Origin of the sequence: Bdellovibrio bacteriovorus, assembly GCF_002208115.1 — a bacterium.
GTDB classification, from domain to species: domain Bacteria; phylum Bdellovibrionota; class Bdellovibrionia; order Bdellovibrionales; family Bdellovibrionaceae; genus Bdellovibrio; species Bdellovibrio bacteriovorus_C.
In genome coordinates this window covers 755,045-772,816 of record NZ_CP020946.1, presented here as the reverse complement: position 1 = coordinate 772,816, position 17,772 = coordinate 755,045, and the positions used below count along the sequence as shown (strand labels likewise).

13 protein-coding genes are annotated in these 17,772 nt (G+C 50.8%); 7 read left to right on the top strand and 6 right to left on the bottom strand.

The features are described from left to right. Position 1 precedes the first annotated feature (1 nt). Complete coding sequence (locus tag B9G79_RS03750) at positions 2–1,492, bottom strand: GGDEF domain-containing protein (protein WP_088564362.1); 1,491 nt, start codon at positions 1,490–1,492, stop codon at positions 2–4. Then, a complete protein-coding gene (locus B9G79_RS03745; RefSeq protein WP_088564361.1) occupies positions 1,493–3,745 on the bottom strand; it encodes a sensor histidine kinase in 2,253 nt (750 codons plus the stop codon). Positions 3,746–3,884: 139 nt separating this feature from the next. Here B9G79_RS03745 and nadB point away from each other — a divergent pair, with 139 nt between their 5' ends. From nadB to B9G79_RS03730, 3 genes are read left to right on the top strand one after another with little or no spacing between them, the layout of a single operon-like run. Continuing rightward, on the top strand, positions 3,885–5,498 hold the full coding sequence (gene nadB / locus B9G79_RS03740) for an L-aspartate oxidase (RefSeq protein WP_088564360.1): 1,614 nt from the start codon (positions 3,885–3,887) through the stop codon (positions 5,496–5,498). A gap of 38 nt (positions 5,499–5,536) precedes the next feature. Then, positions 5,537–6,388, top strand: coding sequence for an alpha/beta hydrolase (locus B9G79_RS03735; protein ID WP_088564359.1), 852 nt, complete (start codon positions 5,537–5,539; stop codon positions 6,386–6,388). Beyond that, positions 6,388–6,984, top strand: a complete 597-nt coding sequence (locus B9G79_RS03730) for a hypothetical protein (protein ID WP_088564358.1) — start codon at positions 6,388–6,390, stop codon at positions 6,982–6,984. The genes B9G79_RS03735 and B9G79_RS03730 overlap by 1 nt, the downstream gene beginning before the upstream one ends. A gap of 33 nt (positions 6,985–7,017) precedes the next feature. Here B9G79_RS03730 and B9G79_RS03725 read toward each other — a convergent pair whose 3' ends face one another. Together B9G79_RS03725 and rnhA are read right to left on the bottom strand one after the other, a co-directional pair. Continuing rightward, the gene (locus B9G79_RS03725; protein ID WP_088564357.1) at positions 7,018–7,794 is read right to left on the bottom strand and encodes an SDR family NAD(P)-dependent oxidoreductase; all 777 of its coding nucleotides are present in this window, start codon (positions 7,792–7,794) and stop codon (positions 7,018–7,020) included. A gap of 6 nt (positions 7,795–7,800) precedes the next feature. Further along, positions 7,801–8,565, bottom strand: coding sequence for a ribonuclease HI (gene rnhA, locus B9G79_RS03720; protein ID WP_232469117.1), 765 nt, complete (start codon positions 8,563–8,565; stop codon positions 7,801–7,803). A 163-nt stretch (positions 8,566–8,728) separates the two neighbouring features. On the opposite strand from rnhA, the gene B9G79_RS03715 reads away from it, so the two are divergent. Beyond that, positions 8,729–9,580: a hypothetical protein gene (locus B9G79_RS03715; protein WP_088564356.1), complete on the top strand. Its 852-nt coding sequence runs from the start codon at positions 8,729–8,731 to the stop codon at positions 9,578–9,580. 8 nt (positions 9,581–9,588) lie between these two features. Continuing rightward, positions 9,589–10,380, top strand: coding sequence for a hypothetical protein (locus B9G79_RS03710; protein WP_088564355.1), 792 nt, complete (start codon positions 9,589–9,591; stop codon positions 10,378–10,380). A gap of 1 nt (position 10,381) precedes the next feature. On the opposite strand, the gene B9G79_RS03705 is transcribed toward B9G79_RS03710, so the two are convergent. Then, positions 10,382–11,116 carry a DUF5602 domain-containing protein gene (locus B9G79_RS03705; RefSeq protein ID WP_232469115.1) on the bottom strand — a complete coding sequence of 245 codons (735 nt, stop codon included), beginning with the start codon at positions 11,114–11,116 and terminating at the stop codon, positions 10,382–10,384. Between the two features lie 290 nt (positions 11,117–11,406). Between B9G79_RS03705 and B9G79_RS03700 the strand changes: the two genes are divergently transcribed. Both B9G79_RS03700 and B9G79_RS03695 read left to right on the top strand, forming a co-directional pair. Further along, entirely contained in the window at positions 11,407–16,305 is a 4,899-nt protein-coding gene (locus tag B9G79_RS03700) for a zinc-dependent metalloprotease (RefSeq protein WP_232469113.1), read from the top strand. Between the two features lie 111 nt (positions 16,306–16,416). Further along, complete coding sequence (locus B9G79_RS03695) at positions 16,417–16,908, top strand: hypothetical protein (RefSeq protein ID WP_088564353.1); 492 nt, start codon at positions 16,417–16,419, stop codon at positions 16,906–16,908. A 46-nt stretch (positions 16,909–16,954) separates the two neighbouring features. Here B9G79_RS03695 and B9G79_RS03690 read toward each other — a convergent pair whose 3' ends face one another. After that, entirely contained in the window at positions 16,955–17,749 is a 795-nt protein-coding gene (locus tag B9G79_RS03690) for a PilZ domain-containing protein (protein WP_088564352.1), read from the bottom strand. Positions 17,750–17,772 lie beyond the last annotated feature (23 nt).

Genomic DNA, 17,772 nt, shown 5'->3' with positions numbered 1-17,772 from the left:
TCTATTCCGCTGTCACTTCAAATTCAGGCTTGTGGGTTTCCGGAGCCTTGAACAAACAAATTTTATTTCCACCCTTGTCATTGATGTGAAGCAAAGCCTTGGTTGCGGATTCATCCAAAGACTTGGCGGAATCACACAAGGAAGGATACTCACTGACACCCAGGCTGATGGACACCTTCATGCCATTATCCATGAACGACGTGCCTTCGATGATCCGGCGCAGACGTTCCGCGCGCAAAGCCGCACCCTTTTTCGGGCAGTGCGGAAGGATCATCGCCAGCTCATTCACCCCCGTGCGGCAGGTGACATCATTGGTTCGGCTGGTCTTAGTGATGATGGTTGCCACAGCTTTTAGCAACTCATCTCTCACCGCTTCACCCAAAGATGATTCAATCTCATAAAAATCATCCATCGAGATTTTAACAACCGACAAAGGCTGCTTCAGGCGGCGGGCCCGGGATACTTCATCGCCCAGAACTTTCTGGTAATAGTTGCGGTTATAAACCTCAGTGACGAAGTCCTGCACTTCCAGGGAATCGACTTTCTTTTCCAGAGAAAAGTGCGAATAACAAAGCGACAACAGCGTGAACTCTTCGTTCATGCGTGCAACTTCTTCAGCCGGCAGTTGGCCGGAATAAACAAACACACCTTCCAAAGCGTTGTGCGCATACAGCGGCAAAGCTTTCGGCGGGCTGAAGTGGAAGGCTTCCACCAGCATTTCGGTAAAGCGCGGAGGCAGCAATCCGACAGCCATTTGCGAGCTCAGCTCTTTCATGTCATTGGATTCCAACTGCACGCCGACGCCCTGAATGTCAGAACCCGGAATGCCACTGGCATGGGTTGCCACAAACGAACGAACTGAAGGCAGGAATTTAAAGAACACACAAAGACTGCCCGGCAACTGATTCAGATACTTCTGGATCAGATCCTCTTTGCTTTGCGCAGAACGGTATTCGCCGATGCGGGTTGAAATGGAAACCGGCGGAGCTTTTTCAGCTTCCGCCTGCTTCATGCTTTTCACCGCCGCGGCGTGGACTTCTTCCATGCGTGATTCGGTGGATTTCAAATCATCAAACAACTGTTCGTTCTGATAGGTCAGATAAAGTTTTTCACAGGCACGGTCCACCGCCCACACCACGCGGGACTCAAGGGCTGCGGCATCGTCCGAAATCACATCCACAAAACCGTGGCTGTTGTACTGGGCCAGAATATCGAACTGGGAAATCGAGCTGACCGCAATAAAGCGGATCTCGTCGTTGATCCCCTGTACGATGCTGACAAAATCACTCAGCGAACCCGCCAGGGCCGCTGTGGAAAACACCAGAATATGCGGGGCGTTCTCTTTCAGTCTTTGTTCCAGCGTTTCAGGATCCTGGAAGAAATAGGCATCATAGCCGGCTTGTGAAAGATACACTTTCGCCGACGCCCCCAGATCCACATCCGTGGTGAAAACAAAAACCGTAAACTGAGAACTGTAATCGCGAATGTTCAATTAAATCCTCTTTCCAGGGCGGCGAATTTCAACATGATATCCGTCGAGCTTGGATTCTTTTTTCGTCGCAGCCATTTTCGGCGGAACGATAAAATTCACCGGAGTCAGTTCATCATCCATATCAGCAAGGCTGGCGCCGGCAGCGTGCTCCACCGGAATCGCCGTGTTGGTCACGGGCTCTGTCGCCGCAGCGACAACAGTTTCAGCGGAAGCCTCGGCCTGATCGGCCGCCACAAGAATTTCCTCTTCCACTTCAACTTCCTCCTCGACCTCTTCACCCATGAAGCCGTCAATGAAGGTCAGTTCATCGCTGGCAGGCTGGGATTTCTTTTTCACCGTTTTCTTAACGATCTTTTTAACCATCACCGGTTCCGTTGCCGCCACCGGCTCGACTTTGGCAGGCACCACCTCAGGCAGCTCTTCCAGCAGGTTGTCGATGTTCACATCCAGCGGGGATGCCGCAGGCTCCGGCTGCACCGTGGTTGCCGCGACAAAGTTCGCTTCGGCTTCGGCGCGCTCCGGGGACTCTTCTTTCAGGCGAGGCAGTTCTTTCATCACAATCACTTCTTCCTCCTCCTGCTTTGGCGCCACCGGCGCTTTCATCACCGCAAGACCCATGGTTTTCTTGAACAGGATCATCACTTTCGTGCCCTGCCCGCGCTGGGATTCCACTTTCACATCGGCGTTGTGCTCTTTCAGAATTCCGAAGGCCACCGACAAACCCAGCCCCATGTGATTCTGGAACGAACGGGTTGTGAAGAACGGATCAAAAATCTTTTCGATGTTCGCAGGTTCAATGCCCTCGCCACAGTCCTCGATGTCCAGATGGGTTCCGCTTTCGGATTCGTACAGGGAAACCTTGATTTCCTTTTTCGCCATACGCTCCATCGCTTCCACCGAGTTGGTCATGATGTTCACCATTGCGCGCGTCACGCCGTCCACATCCAGATCTTTCGCGTGAGTGTCCTGAATGTCTTTGGTGATCTTCACGCCTTTTTGCGCAAACAGCGTGTCCAGTTGCTTCAGGGCGCGCACCAGCGGACCTTCAACACGCATGGCATTTTTTTCTTTCACTTCTTCGCCGGCATATCCCAGAAGCTTGTCCAGGACCGAACGTGCCGCGCGGGTTTCACGCAGAATGGAATCCGTGCTTTGCACAACTTCCGCTTCCGGAGTTTTGGAAAGAATGATCTGCGAATAGCCCAGAATGGAAGCCAACGGCCCGCGCATTTCATGCGCCAGCGCCGAAGCCACACGCATCGAAGCATCCAGACGCTCTTTGTGCGCGATCTCTGGATCTTGCGCGATGACTTTTTCGACCACCGGAGCCGGTGCCGGTTTTGCCTTCGCTTCTGCCAGTTGGGTTTCCAAGGTTTCAATTTCTTTTTCCGCAGGTGAAATCACCCATAATGCAGCAGCCGCACCCACCAGCACCAGACCCGCCCCCAGAAGCAGGAACTGCCACCACAATCCGGTGCGCCCCTTCATCGCCTCTTTCAGCGGAGCGGAGCTGAGCACATACAGATTGCTTTGCGGGATCATTTCAAACATGCCGTAAAGATCCTGACCGGAAGCCAGCTTGAAAACAGAACTGCCGTGGGAGGATCCGCTTTTTTGCGCTTCACGGAAGACAGGATCATCGCGCATCACCGTGCCCAGATATTCCGGCACCGAGTGGCCCACCGTCAGGCCCGTGGCCGTCACAATTGAAAATGCGCTCAACGAACCTTTTTGCGCGTCGATCAGGGACTGGAAGGTTTCACCGGAACCGATCAAAGCATAAGCGCGCGTGCCTTCCAAAAACACCAGCGCCACGTAACGACCGCGCTGGGAATCCTGGAACGGCTTCACATAAAATCTCATGTCATTGCCGCGCGCACCGATGTTGCCGATAGCGGCCTTGACGAATTCTTTGTTCCAGTTCGCGGCTTTGGAATTTTCACGAACAGCAAGGGCCTGCGGATCGAGCTCGTTGCCACGCACAGAAAAAGCGGCCACCGCATAATACGGAGCCATGGAGCTCCAGTTCATTTTTCCTTTTTGGAAACTTTCCGAATTCAAACCAGAAACCAGGCGCTGCAGGGATTTCAATTCCACCGTCAATGAATGGTTGATGGCACCCAGTTGGGTGCGGGTCTGCGCTTCGACCCAACTCATACGGTCCCCATAGACAAAACTGTCCGTCCGCCACAAGACAGCGCTGATGAAAACAGCCGCCACCGCAATCAGAACGACGATGAGTTTAACTTTCATTGAGGCAGTTCCTTCCTGTAACTTCTCCACGCTCTTCCAAGAGCGAGATACCTTTGATTTTATTGTAGTTTTAGAAACTGGTAAGAATCAAGCAAGAGTCCTTTGCAAATGCCACTAAAAGGGGTAGAAGATCCCCACTATGAGTACTCACCGCTGCGACATTTTGATTATCGGCTCTGGCACTGCTGGCTTGGCTTTGGCTCTGAAGCTCTCGGAAAATGGAAAAGTGATCGTGCTGGCCAAAGAAAGCGCCGGTGGAACGAACTCGGCCATGGCTCAAGGTGGAATCTCTGCGGTGATGTCGGAAGAAGACAGTTTTGAGTCCCACGTGCAGGACACTTTGACCGCCGGAGCCGGTCTTTGCAAAGAAACTGTCGTCCGAGATTATGTAGAGCAAGCCCCTGATCGCATTAAAGATTTAACAAACTGGGGCGTTCATTTTGACGTCCGCAGACGAGGCTCTGAAGAAACCAACGAAGTGGATTTGACGCGCGAAGGCGGACACAGCAAAAGGCGCATTCTTCACTTCGAGGACCAAACCGGTTTAGAGATCCATCGCACTCTTCTGGCAAGAGTTCGCGAAAATCCGAACATCATCCTGATGGAAAAGTACTACGCCATCGACCTGATCGTGAACAAAGAGGTCGACCCTGCGGACATGGATCCGGTGACCTGCATCGGCTGTTACGCCCTTAGCAAAGACACCGGAGAGGTGCATACTTTTATAGCAAAAAACACCGCTCTGGCCACCGGGGGCGCGGGCAAGGTTTATCTTTACACTTCCAACTGGGGTGGCGCGACCGGCGACGGCATCGCGATGGCGTACCGAGTGGGCGCCCGCATCGCCAATCTGGAATTCATGCAGTTCCACCCGACGTGCCTGTATCACCGCGAATCCCGCAACTTCCTGATCTCGGAAGCTTTGCGCGGCGAAGGTGGCGAGCTGATCGACAGCAAGGGTCAAGCCTTCATGCGCAAGTATCATGAACTGGGCTCACTGGCTCCGCGCGATGTGGTGGCTCGTTCGATTGATAATGAAATGAAAAAAACCGGTGCTGACTGTGTGTATCTGGACATGACCAAACTGGATCGTGAATTCCTCAAGCAGCGCTTCCCGACTATTTTCAACAAGTGCATGGAATTTGGCATCGACATGAGCACCCAACCGATCCCGGTGGTGCCGGCAGCGCACTATTTGTGCGGTGGTGTTTTGACAGATGTTTCAGGTCGCACGGACATCACAGGCTTGTGGGCCATTGGCGAAACTGCCTGCACAGGTCTGCACGGCGCCAACCGTCTGGCCAGCAACTCGTTACTGGAATGCCTGACCACGGCTCACAACTGCGCTGAGGAAATCAAAAAGCACTGGGACACCTACAGGCTGACGGACAAGGAGCCGAAAGCCTGGACTCATCCTCAGGAATCCAACGACGATGAGATGATCGTGATCAACCACATGTGGGACGAGATTCGCCGCCTGATGTGGAACTATATGGGGATTGTCCGCTCTAACAAACGTCTGGAACGCGCCCAGCACCGTCTGAAAAACATTCTTTCAGAGACCAAAGAATATTATTCGAACATGAAGATCCACCCGGACATTCTGGAACTTCGTAATATCGCGATTGTGGCCGACCTGTCGGTGGAGTGCGCTCTGCGCAGACATGAGTCCAGAGGTATCCATTACAATCTCGACTATCCGGAAAAGAGCAAGACCGCCCACGATACAATCGTGGTTCGAGGCCTGAATTGACTTGCCCGCTTTAAACGGGCACGGCAAGCTAAGACAGTATGTACAAACGATCTGAAGGCTTCTTTAAGGGCTACCAAGACATCAAACTTTTCTTCCAGATTTGGGACAATCCCGAAGCGCGCGGCACCGTGATCATCACGCATGGCCATGGCGAACATTCGGAATCCTATCACCGACTGATCAAAGCTTTTGAAAACGACAAATGGAGTTTTTACGGCTGGGATTTGCGCGGTCACGGCCGCTCGGACGGACGCCGCGGTTACGTGGCGGAATTTGACGATTACTGCAAGGACTACAAAATCTTCCTCGACATGGTGATGAAAGATGAAAAGGTCAAAAAAGGCCCGGTGATCTTGTACTGCCATTCCATGGGTGGATTGATTCAGCTAAAAACCCTGCTGCAAAATTCCGATATCGACTGCACGGCGATGGTCATCAGTGCTCCGCTGCTGGGTTTGACAGTTCCGGTTCCGGCGTTCAAAGCCAAAGGCGCTGGCATTCTGAACAAGCTTCTGCCACAGATCACCATGGGAAATGAGCTTTCCAACGACATGCTGACACGCGATCCAGATGTGATCCGTGAATACGAACAGGATGCTCTTCGCCACACGCGTGTTTCACCCGGCGCTTTTCTGGGCTTCCTGGAATCCTTTGAATTCGTCAACCCTCGTGCGAATCAGCTGAAAAAACCCGCATTGGTGATTGTGTCTGATGCCGATCCGGTGATCAGCACGGCGGCAGCCAAAGCGTTGTACGAACATCTTGGCACCACAGAAAAAGAGCTTTACGTCTATCCGGGCGGCAAGCATGAATTGATCAACGATACGATCCGCCAGACCGTGTATGCGGATATCAAAAAGTTCCTCGACGGTTTTTTGGAGTCTAAGTAATGAGATATTTTCTGGCCTTGGCCACTGTCACAATCCTGTCCGCCTGCGCTTCCACTTATGAAGTGACTCCGTCCGGTCGCACCCTGCGCACCTCTGACGAATACATGCAAGTTCTGGAAGACAACTCGGACAAACTTCGCACCTACAACGGCTTTTACAACGTGCTGGATGTTGAAGGTATTCAGTTGAATTCCAAAGTCGCTGCCGCACAACTGGATCAGAGCATGCGCCTGTATCAGTGGACGGAAGAAAAATACGCGGAAGAAAAGGCGAAGTTTGAACAGCGTCTTTCCAAACAGTCTGAATTCTTTGTGACCTTCTTTACACCAGAAAGAAAGAACGACGATCTGTACAAAGCTGACACTGTGTGGAGAATCTTCCTGGATGTGGACGGCCGCCGCTTCGAAGGCAAAGCCACAAGAATCAAGCTGCCGCTGGCTGAAATCCAGGGTCTGTACCCGATTCACAACCGCTTCTCAACCCCTTACACCTTCACATTCCCGGTTCCGATGATTTCCATCGAGGGCAAGGACCAGAAGCTGACCATCACCGGTCCGGTGGGTTCAGGAACTTTAAGCTACAAATCTTCAAAATAAAAAAAGCCCGCTGTGAAAGCGGGCTTTTTAGTTTTAAGAGCGCTTGAACCGGCGCATGACTTCCATTTCAAACAGGGGCTTCGCAAGCTTTGCGATCTTCAAGCCCACCCCCGTCAAACCGGATGGCTCCACCACTTCCAGATCATGCAAAACCGCTTCGCGGATGACTTCGGCATACTTCCCCGGAGTCATTGATTCCGATGGAATCACAAAGTTTTTGGAATACAAAGTTTCGATTTCATCAAACATGCGGGTTTTGATTCCCGGGGTGATCAGCAGCAACGTGCTGACGCCGGTGTCTTTCAGCTCCAGACGGATGCAGTTGGTGAAAGCCATCACGGCCGCCTTGCTTGCTGCATAGGTCGAAGCGCACGGGAAGTTCATATACGCAGAGACGCTGGAATTATTGATGATCTTTCCGCGTTTTCTTTTCAGCATGCCTGGCAGCACCCCTTGGGTCAGATGCACCAGCGCATTCACATTCACCTGCAGCATCTTGTATACGTCATTGATCGGCTGTTCTTCAATCAGACCACCGGTCAATACACCGGCATTGTTGAAAAGGATATCCACCGGTACATCTTTGATTTGCTCCAGCAGATGCTCAACGCCTTCACGGGTCGACAGGTCTGCTTCCCAGATGTTCACGGACTTGGCACCCAGGGAGTCAAATTCCTTGATCACTTCGTCGTCTTTTTTTCTGAGCACCAGATGCAAATGGGCTTTGTCTTCGGCACAGATTTTTGCAAAGGCACGACCGATTCCACGACTGGCTCCGGTGATCAGGACATGACGGTTGGTGATTTCCATAGGTGCTTATCCTTCCTTGATAACTGTGCTGGGACTTAAACCCCAGGACTTCAGAATCTCGATTTCTTCAGCGGCCGAGGTGGCTTTTTTAAACTTCGCTCCGGACTGCCCACTCACGCGCTTCTGACAAGAAGGCCAGTTGCGATGACGGTAAACCAAGCCCCCCAGGTTGCTCAGGTAACTAAAGGCTTCTTTCTTCTTTTCACCAGGGCCCTTCATTTCTGGAAGGCTGGTGTCAGCAGGAACCTGCAACAGATCGTAGGGATATTGATCCAAACTCCCAGAGTACAAAGACACATAGTCGTTCTTGGAAAACGCCACCGCAATACGGTCGCAGCGCTCATTCCCAGGTATTCCCACGTGACCGCGGGAATAGTGCCATTCGATCTTGCCTTGTGCCCCACGGGCAGCAACGACATGGGACAGCTCTTCCCAGATATCCTGATTGGAAACTTCGCCACCTTCAGCAGTTTTCCAGCCGCGACGACGCCAACCATGCACCCACTGGGTGATCCCACGAATCAGATAGGTGGAGTCCGTATAAAAACGCACTGGCACCTTGAAGTGCGCTACGGCCTTCAAGGCCTCAAGGGCGGCCGTCATCTCCATGCGGTTGTTGGTGGTGGATTTTTCACCATCCCCCAGCTCCTGCACCTGATTGTCAGGGTAAAGAATCACACTGCCCCAGCCCCCAGGGCCGGGATTGCCGGAGCAAGCTCCGTCGGAATAAATCATGATATGGTCGCGAGTTTTTGTAGACACGCCCAACATCCTTACGAGCCGGGGCTTTTCTGTCAATGCCCTGTGCGTAAGCTTAAGGAAGCCGGAATTGGCCCGGTGACCAAACCTTGGACAGTCAACTAGGGTCTTATTGCAGCTCAGGTCGGATTTCAATGGCACCCGATTCGCAGTTGTAATGGTTCTGAGGTGGCCTATGTCTTTTGCTATTCGTCCTGTTCTTGGATTTCTGATCAGTGCTCTGATGGCAGCGCCCGCGCTTGCCAACAATGCTTCTGTGACATCAGCAACATCCGTGATGCAAGCCCCGAAAAAGGACGGCCGCCGCTGGAGTGGTTTTATCAATTCCAGCTATTCCACCAATATGATCGACTATCAAGACGGCACCCGTGGGGAATCCATGGACTATATGGCCCGCTTCAACCTTAAACTGAACAACACTTTCACCGCCCGCGTTCAGGGTGGTTATGCGCAGGACTTGAAAGACTCCCAAAACGATTCTTTCAGCAACACCACTTTCAGTGTGAACCGAACACCGTTCGAGGTGGGTAAACGCCTGTCCATGAACTATCGCGTGGGCATGGTGGCGCCAACTTCCAAAGACGCTCAGAAAAGACAGAATATGATCACGGCCCTGACGGCGGGAACGACTTTCATTGTCAATCCGGACTATCTCATTTCGGGACTGGATATCACGGCGACTCTGGGCTTCAACCGCAACTTCCACCAGTATGAAACGGCTCTGGATGGATCTGTGAACACAGAATACTCATCGAACCAGGGTTTGTCCTTTGCTTACTCTTTTGCCAACGGCATTTCCCTGTCTGCGGACTTCGTGCATATGAACACCTGGTCTTACCAGCGTGTGATGCGTGATTCTTTCGATTTCTCTCAGGAAATCGGTTATGAAATCAATCCTACGTTCTCGATTGCAGTGGGTCACACCAACAGCGGTTCGACTTTGAAGCCGAACGGAACTGATTCCAATATCGACCTTATGGACGAAGACACGTCCATCGTCTATGGCTCTGTGACTGTTGTATTCTAAGGAACTTCATGAAACTGTGGCTGGCAATTCTCATTCTGATTTTGAGTTTCCAGCCGCAGGCCCGGGCGCAAAGCCCCTCCCCCGGATTTGATATTGTTTTTGATATCGACTGGACAACCTTCTACAGCATCAAAAATCCTGACGATCATAAAGGCGACAGACAAATTCGCGTTGTCGAGGACAAAGCCTATCGCCACACTGATTTTCTGCCCGAAATGATTGAAGCCCTGATGCAAAGACACCCGGATGCGCGCATTTCATTCTTCAGCGGGGGCACCAAATCCCGCAACGAAACCCTGTTATCGCAAGTGCATTTATCCGACGGCAGATCCCTGCTGCAGATCGCTCACCGCGTGTTTTCCAAAGACCACCTGCAGGTGGTTTCTCAGGATGAGACACTGTCATTTCCTTCCCGCTTTAAAAAGAATCTAAGCCTGGTGATGCCAGAAGCGGTACCGGCCCGCACGATACTGATCGATGATCAGACTGACTTTGCCGTGAAACCCCATAAAGCCGTCGGCTCTTTGGGAATCTTTGACTACTTTAAAAACTATGATTCTTCCATGGCTGGAAAGCCCTATGCGCCTGCTTCCTTTGAAGCCTGGAGCATGGAACGCAACAAAGCCCTGCTGTGGCTGGCAATGCTTGATACGGCCCTTGAAAATGCCCGCGTTCATGGCGATCTGGCGACTGAAGCCGAGATCCAATGGAATAAGCACCCGCAAAACCGTTTCACTCTGGAAAAGGGCCGTACTTTGATCGCCCGCCCGAAAGCCCCTGCCTGCGGGCGCGTGTTCTAGATCATTTTTCTTTTTTCACCAGATTTTTCAGTTTCACATAATACAGATTCTTAAACGGATCATAAGCCAGCGAATAGGCCGTCGGATAATGCCCGCTGATCATCACCTTGTCCGGGACGGGAATCAGACTGGCAAACCACGTTGTGGCCTGGATGAATTCTTTGGTGATCATCGGCTCGATGAAGCTCATTTCTCCGTTATAAAATCCATAGATCATCGTGCTGGTAAAAGGCTGCCCATTGTATTCGGGCGAACGTGGATCCACCCAGTGCCAGCCCATCTGCGGAACTCCCGCCGGCGTCGGAACATAGAAGGGCGGAATCAGCTCACGCAACGGTTGCTTCATACACACAGCCTCATCCGGCCCCAGGCAAGTGATCTTCTGACGGTCTTCAGAGCTCATCATGTAAAAGTGAAAATCAAAATGCGGGCGACCATAGACTGAATCCGGATCATGCCCGTGGGGCATCCAGTCCAGCATCACGTGATTGTACGGAGGCAGCGCCATTGCCGAGGGCAGAGCCACCACAAAAACCTCCGGGGCATGCTCAGAAAGCCCTTCCATGGCCTCTTTCGGAAAGGCCAATCCGATGGAAAGCGGCTCGCCCGAATCAGTGGTTTCAATGAAGGTGCGCACCTCCCCTTTCCCCATCGTCGTAGGAGGTCCCCAGACAACGACGGCGTTTGCTCCGATCCCATACAGACACACTGAAAGCCACAGCATTAGAAGCTTCATTTCTTCCTCCTTGAAGACATACCCATAGCCAATCCCCAGATCCATTCCGAGACAAGATCCTGTGTAAGGAATCAGGGCGCTTGCCTTGTTTCAAAATGAGAAGAGCCCTAATTGTCCCTTGATCAAACTCTGGACACCTTTCGCGGCTGAAATGCAAATAGTTCAAACTGAGGTGGTTTCACCGTGGCACCTTCAATGCATTTATATCCTCTTAGGAGAGAGTCATTTCCCGAAGACCTTTATATTCGATATGGGTCCCGAGAGGTGACATTTTAGGAATGGAGAGAGTTATGTCTAACAAGTCTCAATACGCAAAGGCCTTCACAGCCCTGCTGGCTCTGGCAATCTTTGCTACTGGTTGTACAAAGAAAAGGGACGCCGCTTTGCCGGAAGAAGCCCAGGAAAACATCTTTGCGATCAGTGACATCCCTGAGCTGCAAACTGAGAACTCTCAGTATGAAGTTCAGACTGATGACAGTCTCTCCACTTTAAGCCTGGGGGATTCCTCCAAAGCGACGGCGGAAAAAGGTGTGGTTGCGGTTCGCGACTCCCAGGTTCCAAAACGTCTTAAATATATGTTTAAAGGTCTGGAGATGTCCGGTCAGGCTGGCCAGAAGTACTCCATCACTTTCTCTGTTGATAAGCAGTTCGTGACAGCTTACAAAATCGTGACTGACACTTCTGAGTTGTCCAATCTGGAAAAACACCTGGCCCAGGTGAAAGAGGAAGTTCAGCTTCAAAAGCAACTTCAGAAATCCAAAGACAACAGCAAAGCGAAGTCCATGGTGGCTTCCTTGAAAAAGATCCGTTCAGAAAAGCAGGCTCTTCTCTCCCAGAAGTCTGCAACTCTGCTGGTTCCACTGTTCAAATTCAAAATCAATGGTTACGGTGTTTTGCAAAGAGTTAAAAATCAGTTGAACGAAGAGACCTCCACTCTTCGCATGAAAACAACTGACTGGGCTGATGCAACTCACATCCAGGTGTCCATCAACCCGGCTGATCGTATGCCGGTGGGTATCGACGCGGCTTCTCGCGGCGATCTGGACCGCACATTCGTAATGAACAAAATCAACAATAAGTTGATGACTGCTGGCACTTTGAACTCTGACTATCAGATCCCGGTGAACCTTGAAAAAGACACTCGCATCCTGACTTTGCTGGATGTGGATGCTTTGCATGTGTTTGAAGTGGGTCAGGTTGGTAAAACTGTATTGACTGACTCTCAATTGGCTCAGTTGAAATCCGGCGCTAAAAACGCCAACGTTCGTCAATGTACCGAAGAAATCGTAAAAGCTCTTCCGGCTGATGCTCAACAAAACTGTATCCTGGTTCTGCGTTACGATGTTCCAGTAACATATGTACGCCCGGAACTGCCAGTTGTTGACTACGAAGGCAACCAGGACGCAACGATCTCTTTCAAAGAGGTTCGTGCTGGTGACTCTGTAGGTCTGGTTCAGATCGCTCAAAACGTACAAGCTAAAAAAGTAGAGGCGAACACTCAGTTCGACCCGCGCACTACAATCAAAATTGCTGATGTTAAAGGCAAAGAATTCTTCTATAAGCGCACGATCGAAGACGTGGCATTCTCTGCTGCTTCCCCAGGTTTGGCTGCTGGTATGGCCGGTTCTTTGACTATCGTTAAGTTCGACCTTGAAGAATCCCGCGTAGTGGTTCGCAAGGCGGACCTGATCGCCAACTACAAATCCGGCACAAACGCAGTGGACTATGAAGAGCTGATGTCTTTGCCGGTGAAATACCTGAAACTGGAAGAAAAGGACGCTACCGGCGCGAAATACGCAATGGCTCGTCTGGTTGAAACTTCCCGTAAAGATGCTGACTACATGGAATTGGACTGGACGAAGAATTCTCTTCCACAGGACAAATCCCCTTACGCTGCTATCTATGACGGTTGCCTGACTGGTATCGCTGATGCACAGGTAATGGACGTCAACATGAAACTGGATCAGGGTGTGTTGAGCTTCACTCAGCAGTACTCCACAGGTCTTCGCTGGGGTTGCATCGGTGACTTCCAGGCCTTTGATGATTACAACGGAACTCCAGGTTACCAGGCAGCGGTTCGCGTAAAAGAACGCGTATCCTTCAAATTGAATGACGGTTCTACTGACAAAGCGTTTGTTGAATCCATCCCGTTCTCTGCACAAAATGCACTGGGCTACGGTGTTTGGACTATCGGTCAGGCAAATCCTGACAAGAACAACCTGCGTGGTCGCGAAGGCACTGAAAAATCACTGCCGATGGTCCACGATTTCAGAAACGGCAAGAAACTGGTTTACACAGTAACTGGTTTGCCAACTGATAACCCTGAAATGCGCAAGCTTTACATCGAATCCACTGAAGAGCTGGTGAAGGCATGGAACTTTGCTTACAAACAAGCCTTTAAAGGTTCCGCTTTGGAGCGCTCTGGTGACTATATCGAAATGCAGATCGCCGGTGAAAACGGTGTGGAAGCTCACTTGGGTGACCTTGATAAGAACATCATCCACTTCGAGAACAAACCTGCTGACCACGGCATCCTGGGAGTATCTCAGGTTGGTTTCAACCCTCGCTCTGCGATCGTGGTTGCTGACTCTTTGATCCTTTATGCTGGTAACATGCTGCAAAGCGTGGGTGCGGACTTCCGCAACATGAAGATCAAACAAGACTGGGACAAAATGAAAGAGAGCTTCCGTGAACAGGCTCGCGCTCAGTTGGCTAAACAGCAGGCTGAAGAGGCTGAGGCAGCTAAAAAAGCCCAGACTCAGCAAGGCACAGCCCAGGACAAAGCGGTCGCTGCGACTCAATTCACACGTAACATGGTGAACATGGTCAAAGGTGCCCAGACTGATGCCAAGTCCAAAATGAAGGCTAAGAACATCGGCGCTTCCATGAACATCCTGAAAGCGGCGGTGGCTGAGCGTAAATCTTTGGGTGGCGACAGCAACTTCAAGTTCTCTTCTCCGCAGACTCAGGACGCTTGGATGAACAAAGTTCACAAGGCGTTGTCTGAAAAACCGGGCATGACTCCTCGTGAAATCGAGACAGTGATGGCTCGTGAAATGCTGGCGGCAAAGGGTTCCAAGCTGTCTGCGAAAGAAAAAGCGACTTTGGCTAAAACTGTTAAAATGGGTGAAATCCACGCCAAAATGATGGCGACGATGCAGAACGCTCCAGGTTGTATGAAAACATCCGCGGAACTGGCTGACTCCAGCTTTATCGCGATGCCATTCAACCAGGCTTTGAAGATCGAGATCATCAATACACTGGGTCACGAGATGGGTCACTCCCAGGGTTTGACTCACAACTTCATCGGTTCCTTCGACAAAGCGAACTTCGCTAACGAAGACGGCACTGAAAGCAAACGTAACTACTCTTCCATCATGGACTACCTGACTCCAGGCAAGTTCAACTGGGATGGTCTGGGTACTTACGACATCCGCGCTTTGCGTGCTTCGCACCTGGGCTTGGTTGAAGCGACTCCAGAAATGATCGCGAAGCTTGAAGGTAACGCTGCTTCCAAGAAACTTCTTGTTAACGGCAAGTACCTGCACGTGAACACGATCAAAGCTAACTTCGCCAAAAACGGCTGGGCTAACTTCAACAAGTACCAGGTTCAGGGCGTGGTGAAAGAGTACATGTACTGCACAGACAAAGACGTTGGTTACGAGCCTACGTGTGAGCGTCACGACTTCGGTACTTCCGCTCAAGAGATCGTTGAATCCAATATCAACGACTGGGAAAGCATGTACGTGAATTCGTTCCACTCTTGGGACCGCCTGGTATTCGATGTTGGAACTTCCATCCGTGCAAGCTCCATGTCCTCTTACTACCAGTTCCGTATGCGCAAGTTCATGGACGAGTTGTTCTACATGCTGGTTGTTGACAACAGAAACCCTGCGATCCAGGACTACGTACAGGCTTCTTTGAAGACGTACCTGTTCTACACGCAACTGATCAACACTCCGGATGCGAACTCCCTGTTCCAGAGCGCGGACCGTTTCATTGCGGTTCCTTACGAGAAGAAAGAAGTGAACGAAAAGGGTGAAGAGACTGGCAAGACTTCCATGGATGTTGCGATCGTTGAAAAACGTGCAATCCAGGACATCTCTGTAACCAAAGACCGTCTGGACACTGTAGGCCTTGAGTACGAAAAAATCACGGCCATGGAAATGCTGACTATGAAGGGATACCCTTCATACAAGTACTACTACAACAGCATCCAGTTCTCGTTCCTGGATTTCGAAAAGTATATCCTTGGCATGAGCCCGGAAAACAGCCTGTTCGTGAACACAATCACGGGCATGATGCTGGATCAACTGCAGCCGACGTTCTCTAACGAAGACGTTACTTTGCAGCCAATCCAGGGTGAAAAAGCGACGGTGACGGCTTCCATGAGATTCTATGCCGGTATTTACGGCATCCTGAATCTGGAAGCATCCACTCTGCGTGACAAAGACAACTTTGCAACTCTGTTCAAAGTTGGCAGCAGCCTGGGTAAAGCGCCTTCTGACAGAACGGCTTTGAGCCAGCTCGGTGTATCTGAGAAATCCAAAACTCGTCTGAGCTTCTGGGCTTTGGACAACGCTTTGGCTTCCCAGACTCTGGTTGATGTGGCGGCTCAGAAAAACTTCTTCATCCAGAATGCAGAAGTTCTGAACCCACTGATGCAGAAAATGGCGGTCCTTCAGCTTCAGAACCTTCTGACTCAAGGTCAGATGGAAGCGAAACTGACTGAAGCGAAGACGGCTCTGACGGCGAAACTGAACGAGCTGAACAAAGATGGCAAAATCGTTTCTGCTGAAATGGTTAAAGCCAATCCGAACCTGAGCATTGAAAAACAAGTTGAGTTGATGACTCAACTGAATGAGCAGGTGATCTCTATCTCTGTAGCGGTTCTGACTAAACAACAGGGCGCTCAAGAGGCAGCTCAGGAATTGGCAGCTCAGACAGCTCAATTGGCAGAAGTTCTTCCATTACTGGCTTTGGACTTCAACGCTCTGAACGAAGCAATGAAAACTGCTGGCGAAGCTCTGAGCAAGCAGCAGGGTCTGGAAGTTCTGGCTCAACTGGGTGACGTTTCATCCCAGTTGGTTGATGGCGGCGGTCTGGAAGTTTCCTACGGCATCATCATGAAGAACCTTGAGTTCCTGAACAAGCTGACTCTGATGACAAACCCAGAGTACAACAGATAATCAATAGGCTCTCCTGGCGCGGATTCCCCTCTCTCTGGAATCCGCGCCTTTTTTTGTTTTAGACAAGTGACTTGAACCAAACAATAAACCAAGCATGAACCCGGAGTTTTTATGAAAAAAGTAGTGTTTGCAGCCCTTCTGCTAAGTGCTTCTTCCGCCCTGGCTGACGTCAGTTCATTCATCGGTCGTTACGACCTGAATGCGTCTGACATCAATGGTGAAACCTTCTGCTATGACGGAGTGATCATATCTGAGAACGAAGAATCTGAACTGGAATTCTATCGCGCCGACGTCACCTATATGCCACTTTATAAAGGTGTTGTGAATGGCGAGGCTCGCGAAGTCAGTGGTTCTCACGGCGAGGCGCTGAGCTCTTCCAAAGGGAAGGAAAAAGTGACCTATAAAAACGGCACTCTGACATTCCAATACAGCGGAGTTAACAAGTTCCTGGGTGTGCCTGCCAGCCGCGTGCAGAGCGGTGTCTCCATGAAAATTTCTGAGAAAGGCCGTGTGCTGACTCTGACCCGCAAGGAATTCGAAGGTATTGCCTTCGGCGTGGGTCGCGATGCTGTTGCCAAGTGCGAATACATTCGCAGCAAATAGTCCCGGAACAAAAAAAGGGAGGCTTAAAGCCTCCCTTTTTTATTTTTTAAACTCTGGCTTTCGGGAACAGACCTTCCCCTTTGGTCAGAAGTTTCTTCAGCCACACACCGAAGCTGTCCTCCGGTCCTGGCAAACGCTCAGAGATAATCAACCCTTCCCCACGAAGTTTGGCCACCAGGGCTTTGACTTGCTTTTCGGATTCATCAGAATGGCTGAACTTCACACCGTAACCCGGAATATCCGTGCGGGTGTTTTTATAAACCACAGTTCCGTTCACCTTGATGTGCTGGCTTTGATAGTTCCACTCCATCTCGACCGTATCGTTTTCATGCAGTTCCGGTGCGGAAGACAGAAACAAGCCCCCCTGAGAAATACTTTTGATAAAGGCTTTTTGCCCGTTGGCAGAGCCCATGTGATTGAAGTGATAGCGAGGAGCCGCTTCCCACCAGCGCATGCGTGGATCAAAATAAACTTTCTGAACGGAAGGCACCACAAAGTAAGCCACCACCAGAACATCGATCAAAACCACCACCAACAAAAGCACCAGAGTGCTCTTGTTCATATTGGTCCAATAACTGTAGATATTTGAAAGCAGAATCACCAGCAGACAACCAAGATAAGCCCAGTAGCTCCAGCGGCGGCAGATGAAAATAAAGATCCCCGCCAACACCGGCACCAGAACATAAAGAGCTACCAAAGGTTTTGGCAGAACCTCAAACCAGTACGTCCACTGCTGAGACAGCGTCCTTCCGGAACGTAGTGCATTCAGCAAAAGGTTACCTGCCGGAGCCAGGATGTGAAGCAAAGCAAGGATGATGAGGGACCATGGTTTTGTTTTCATATCAAAAATGATATGGAACCCTC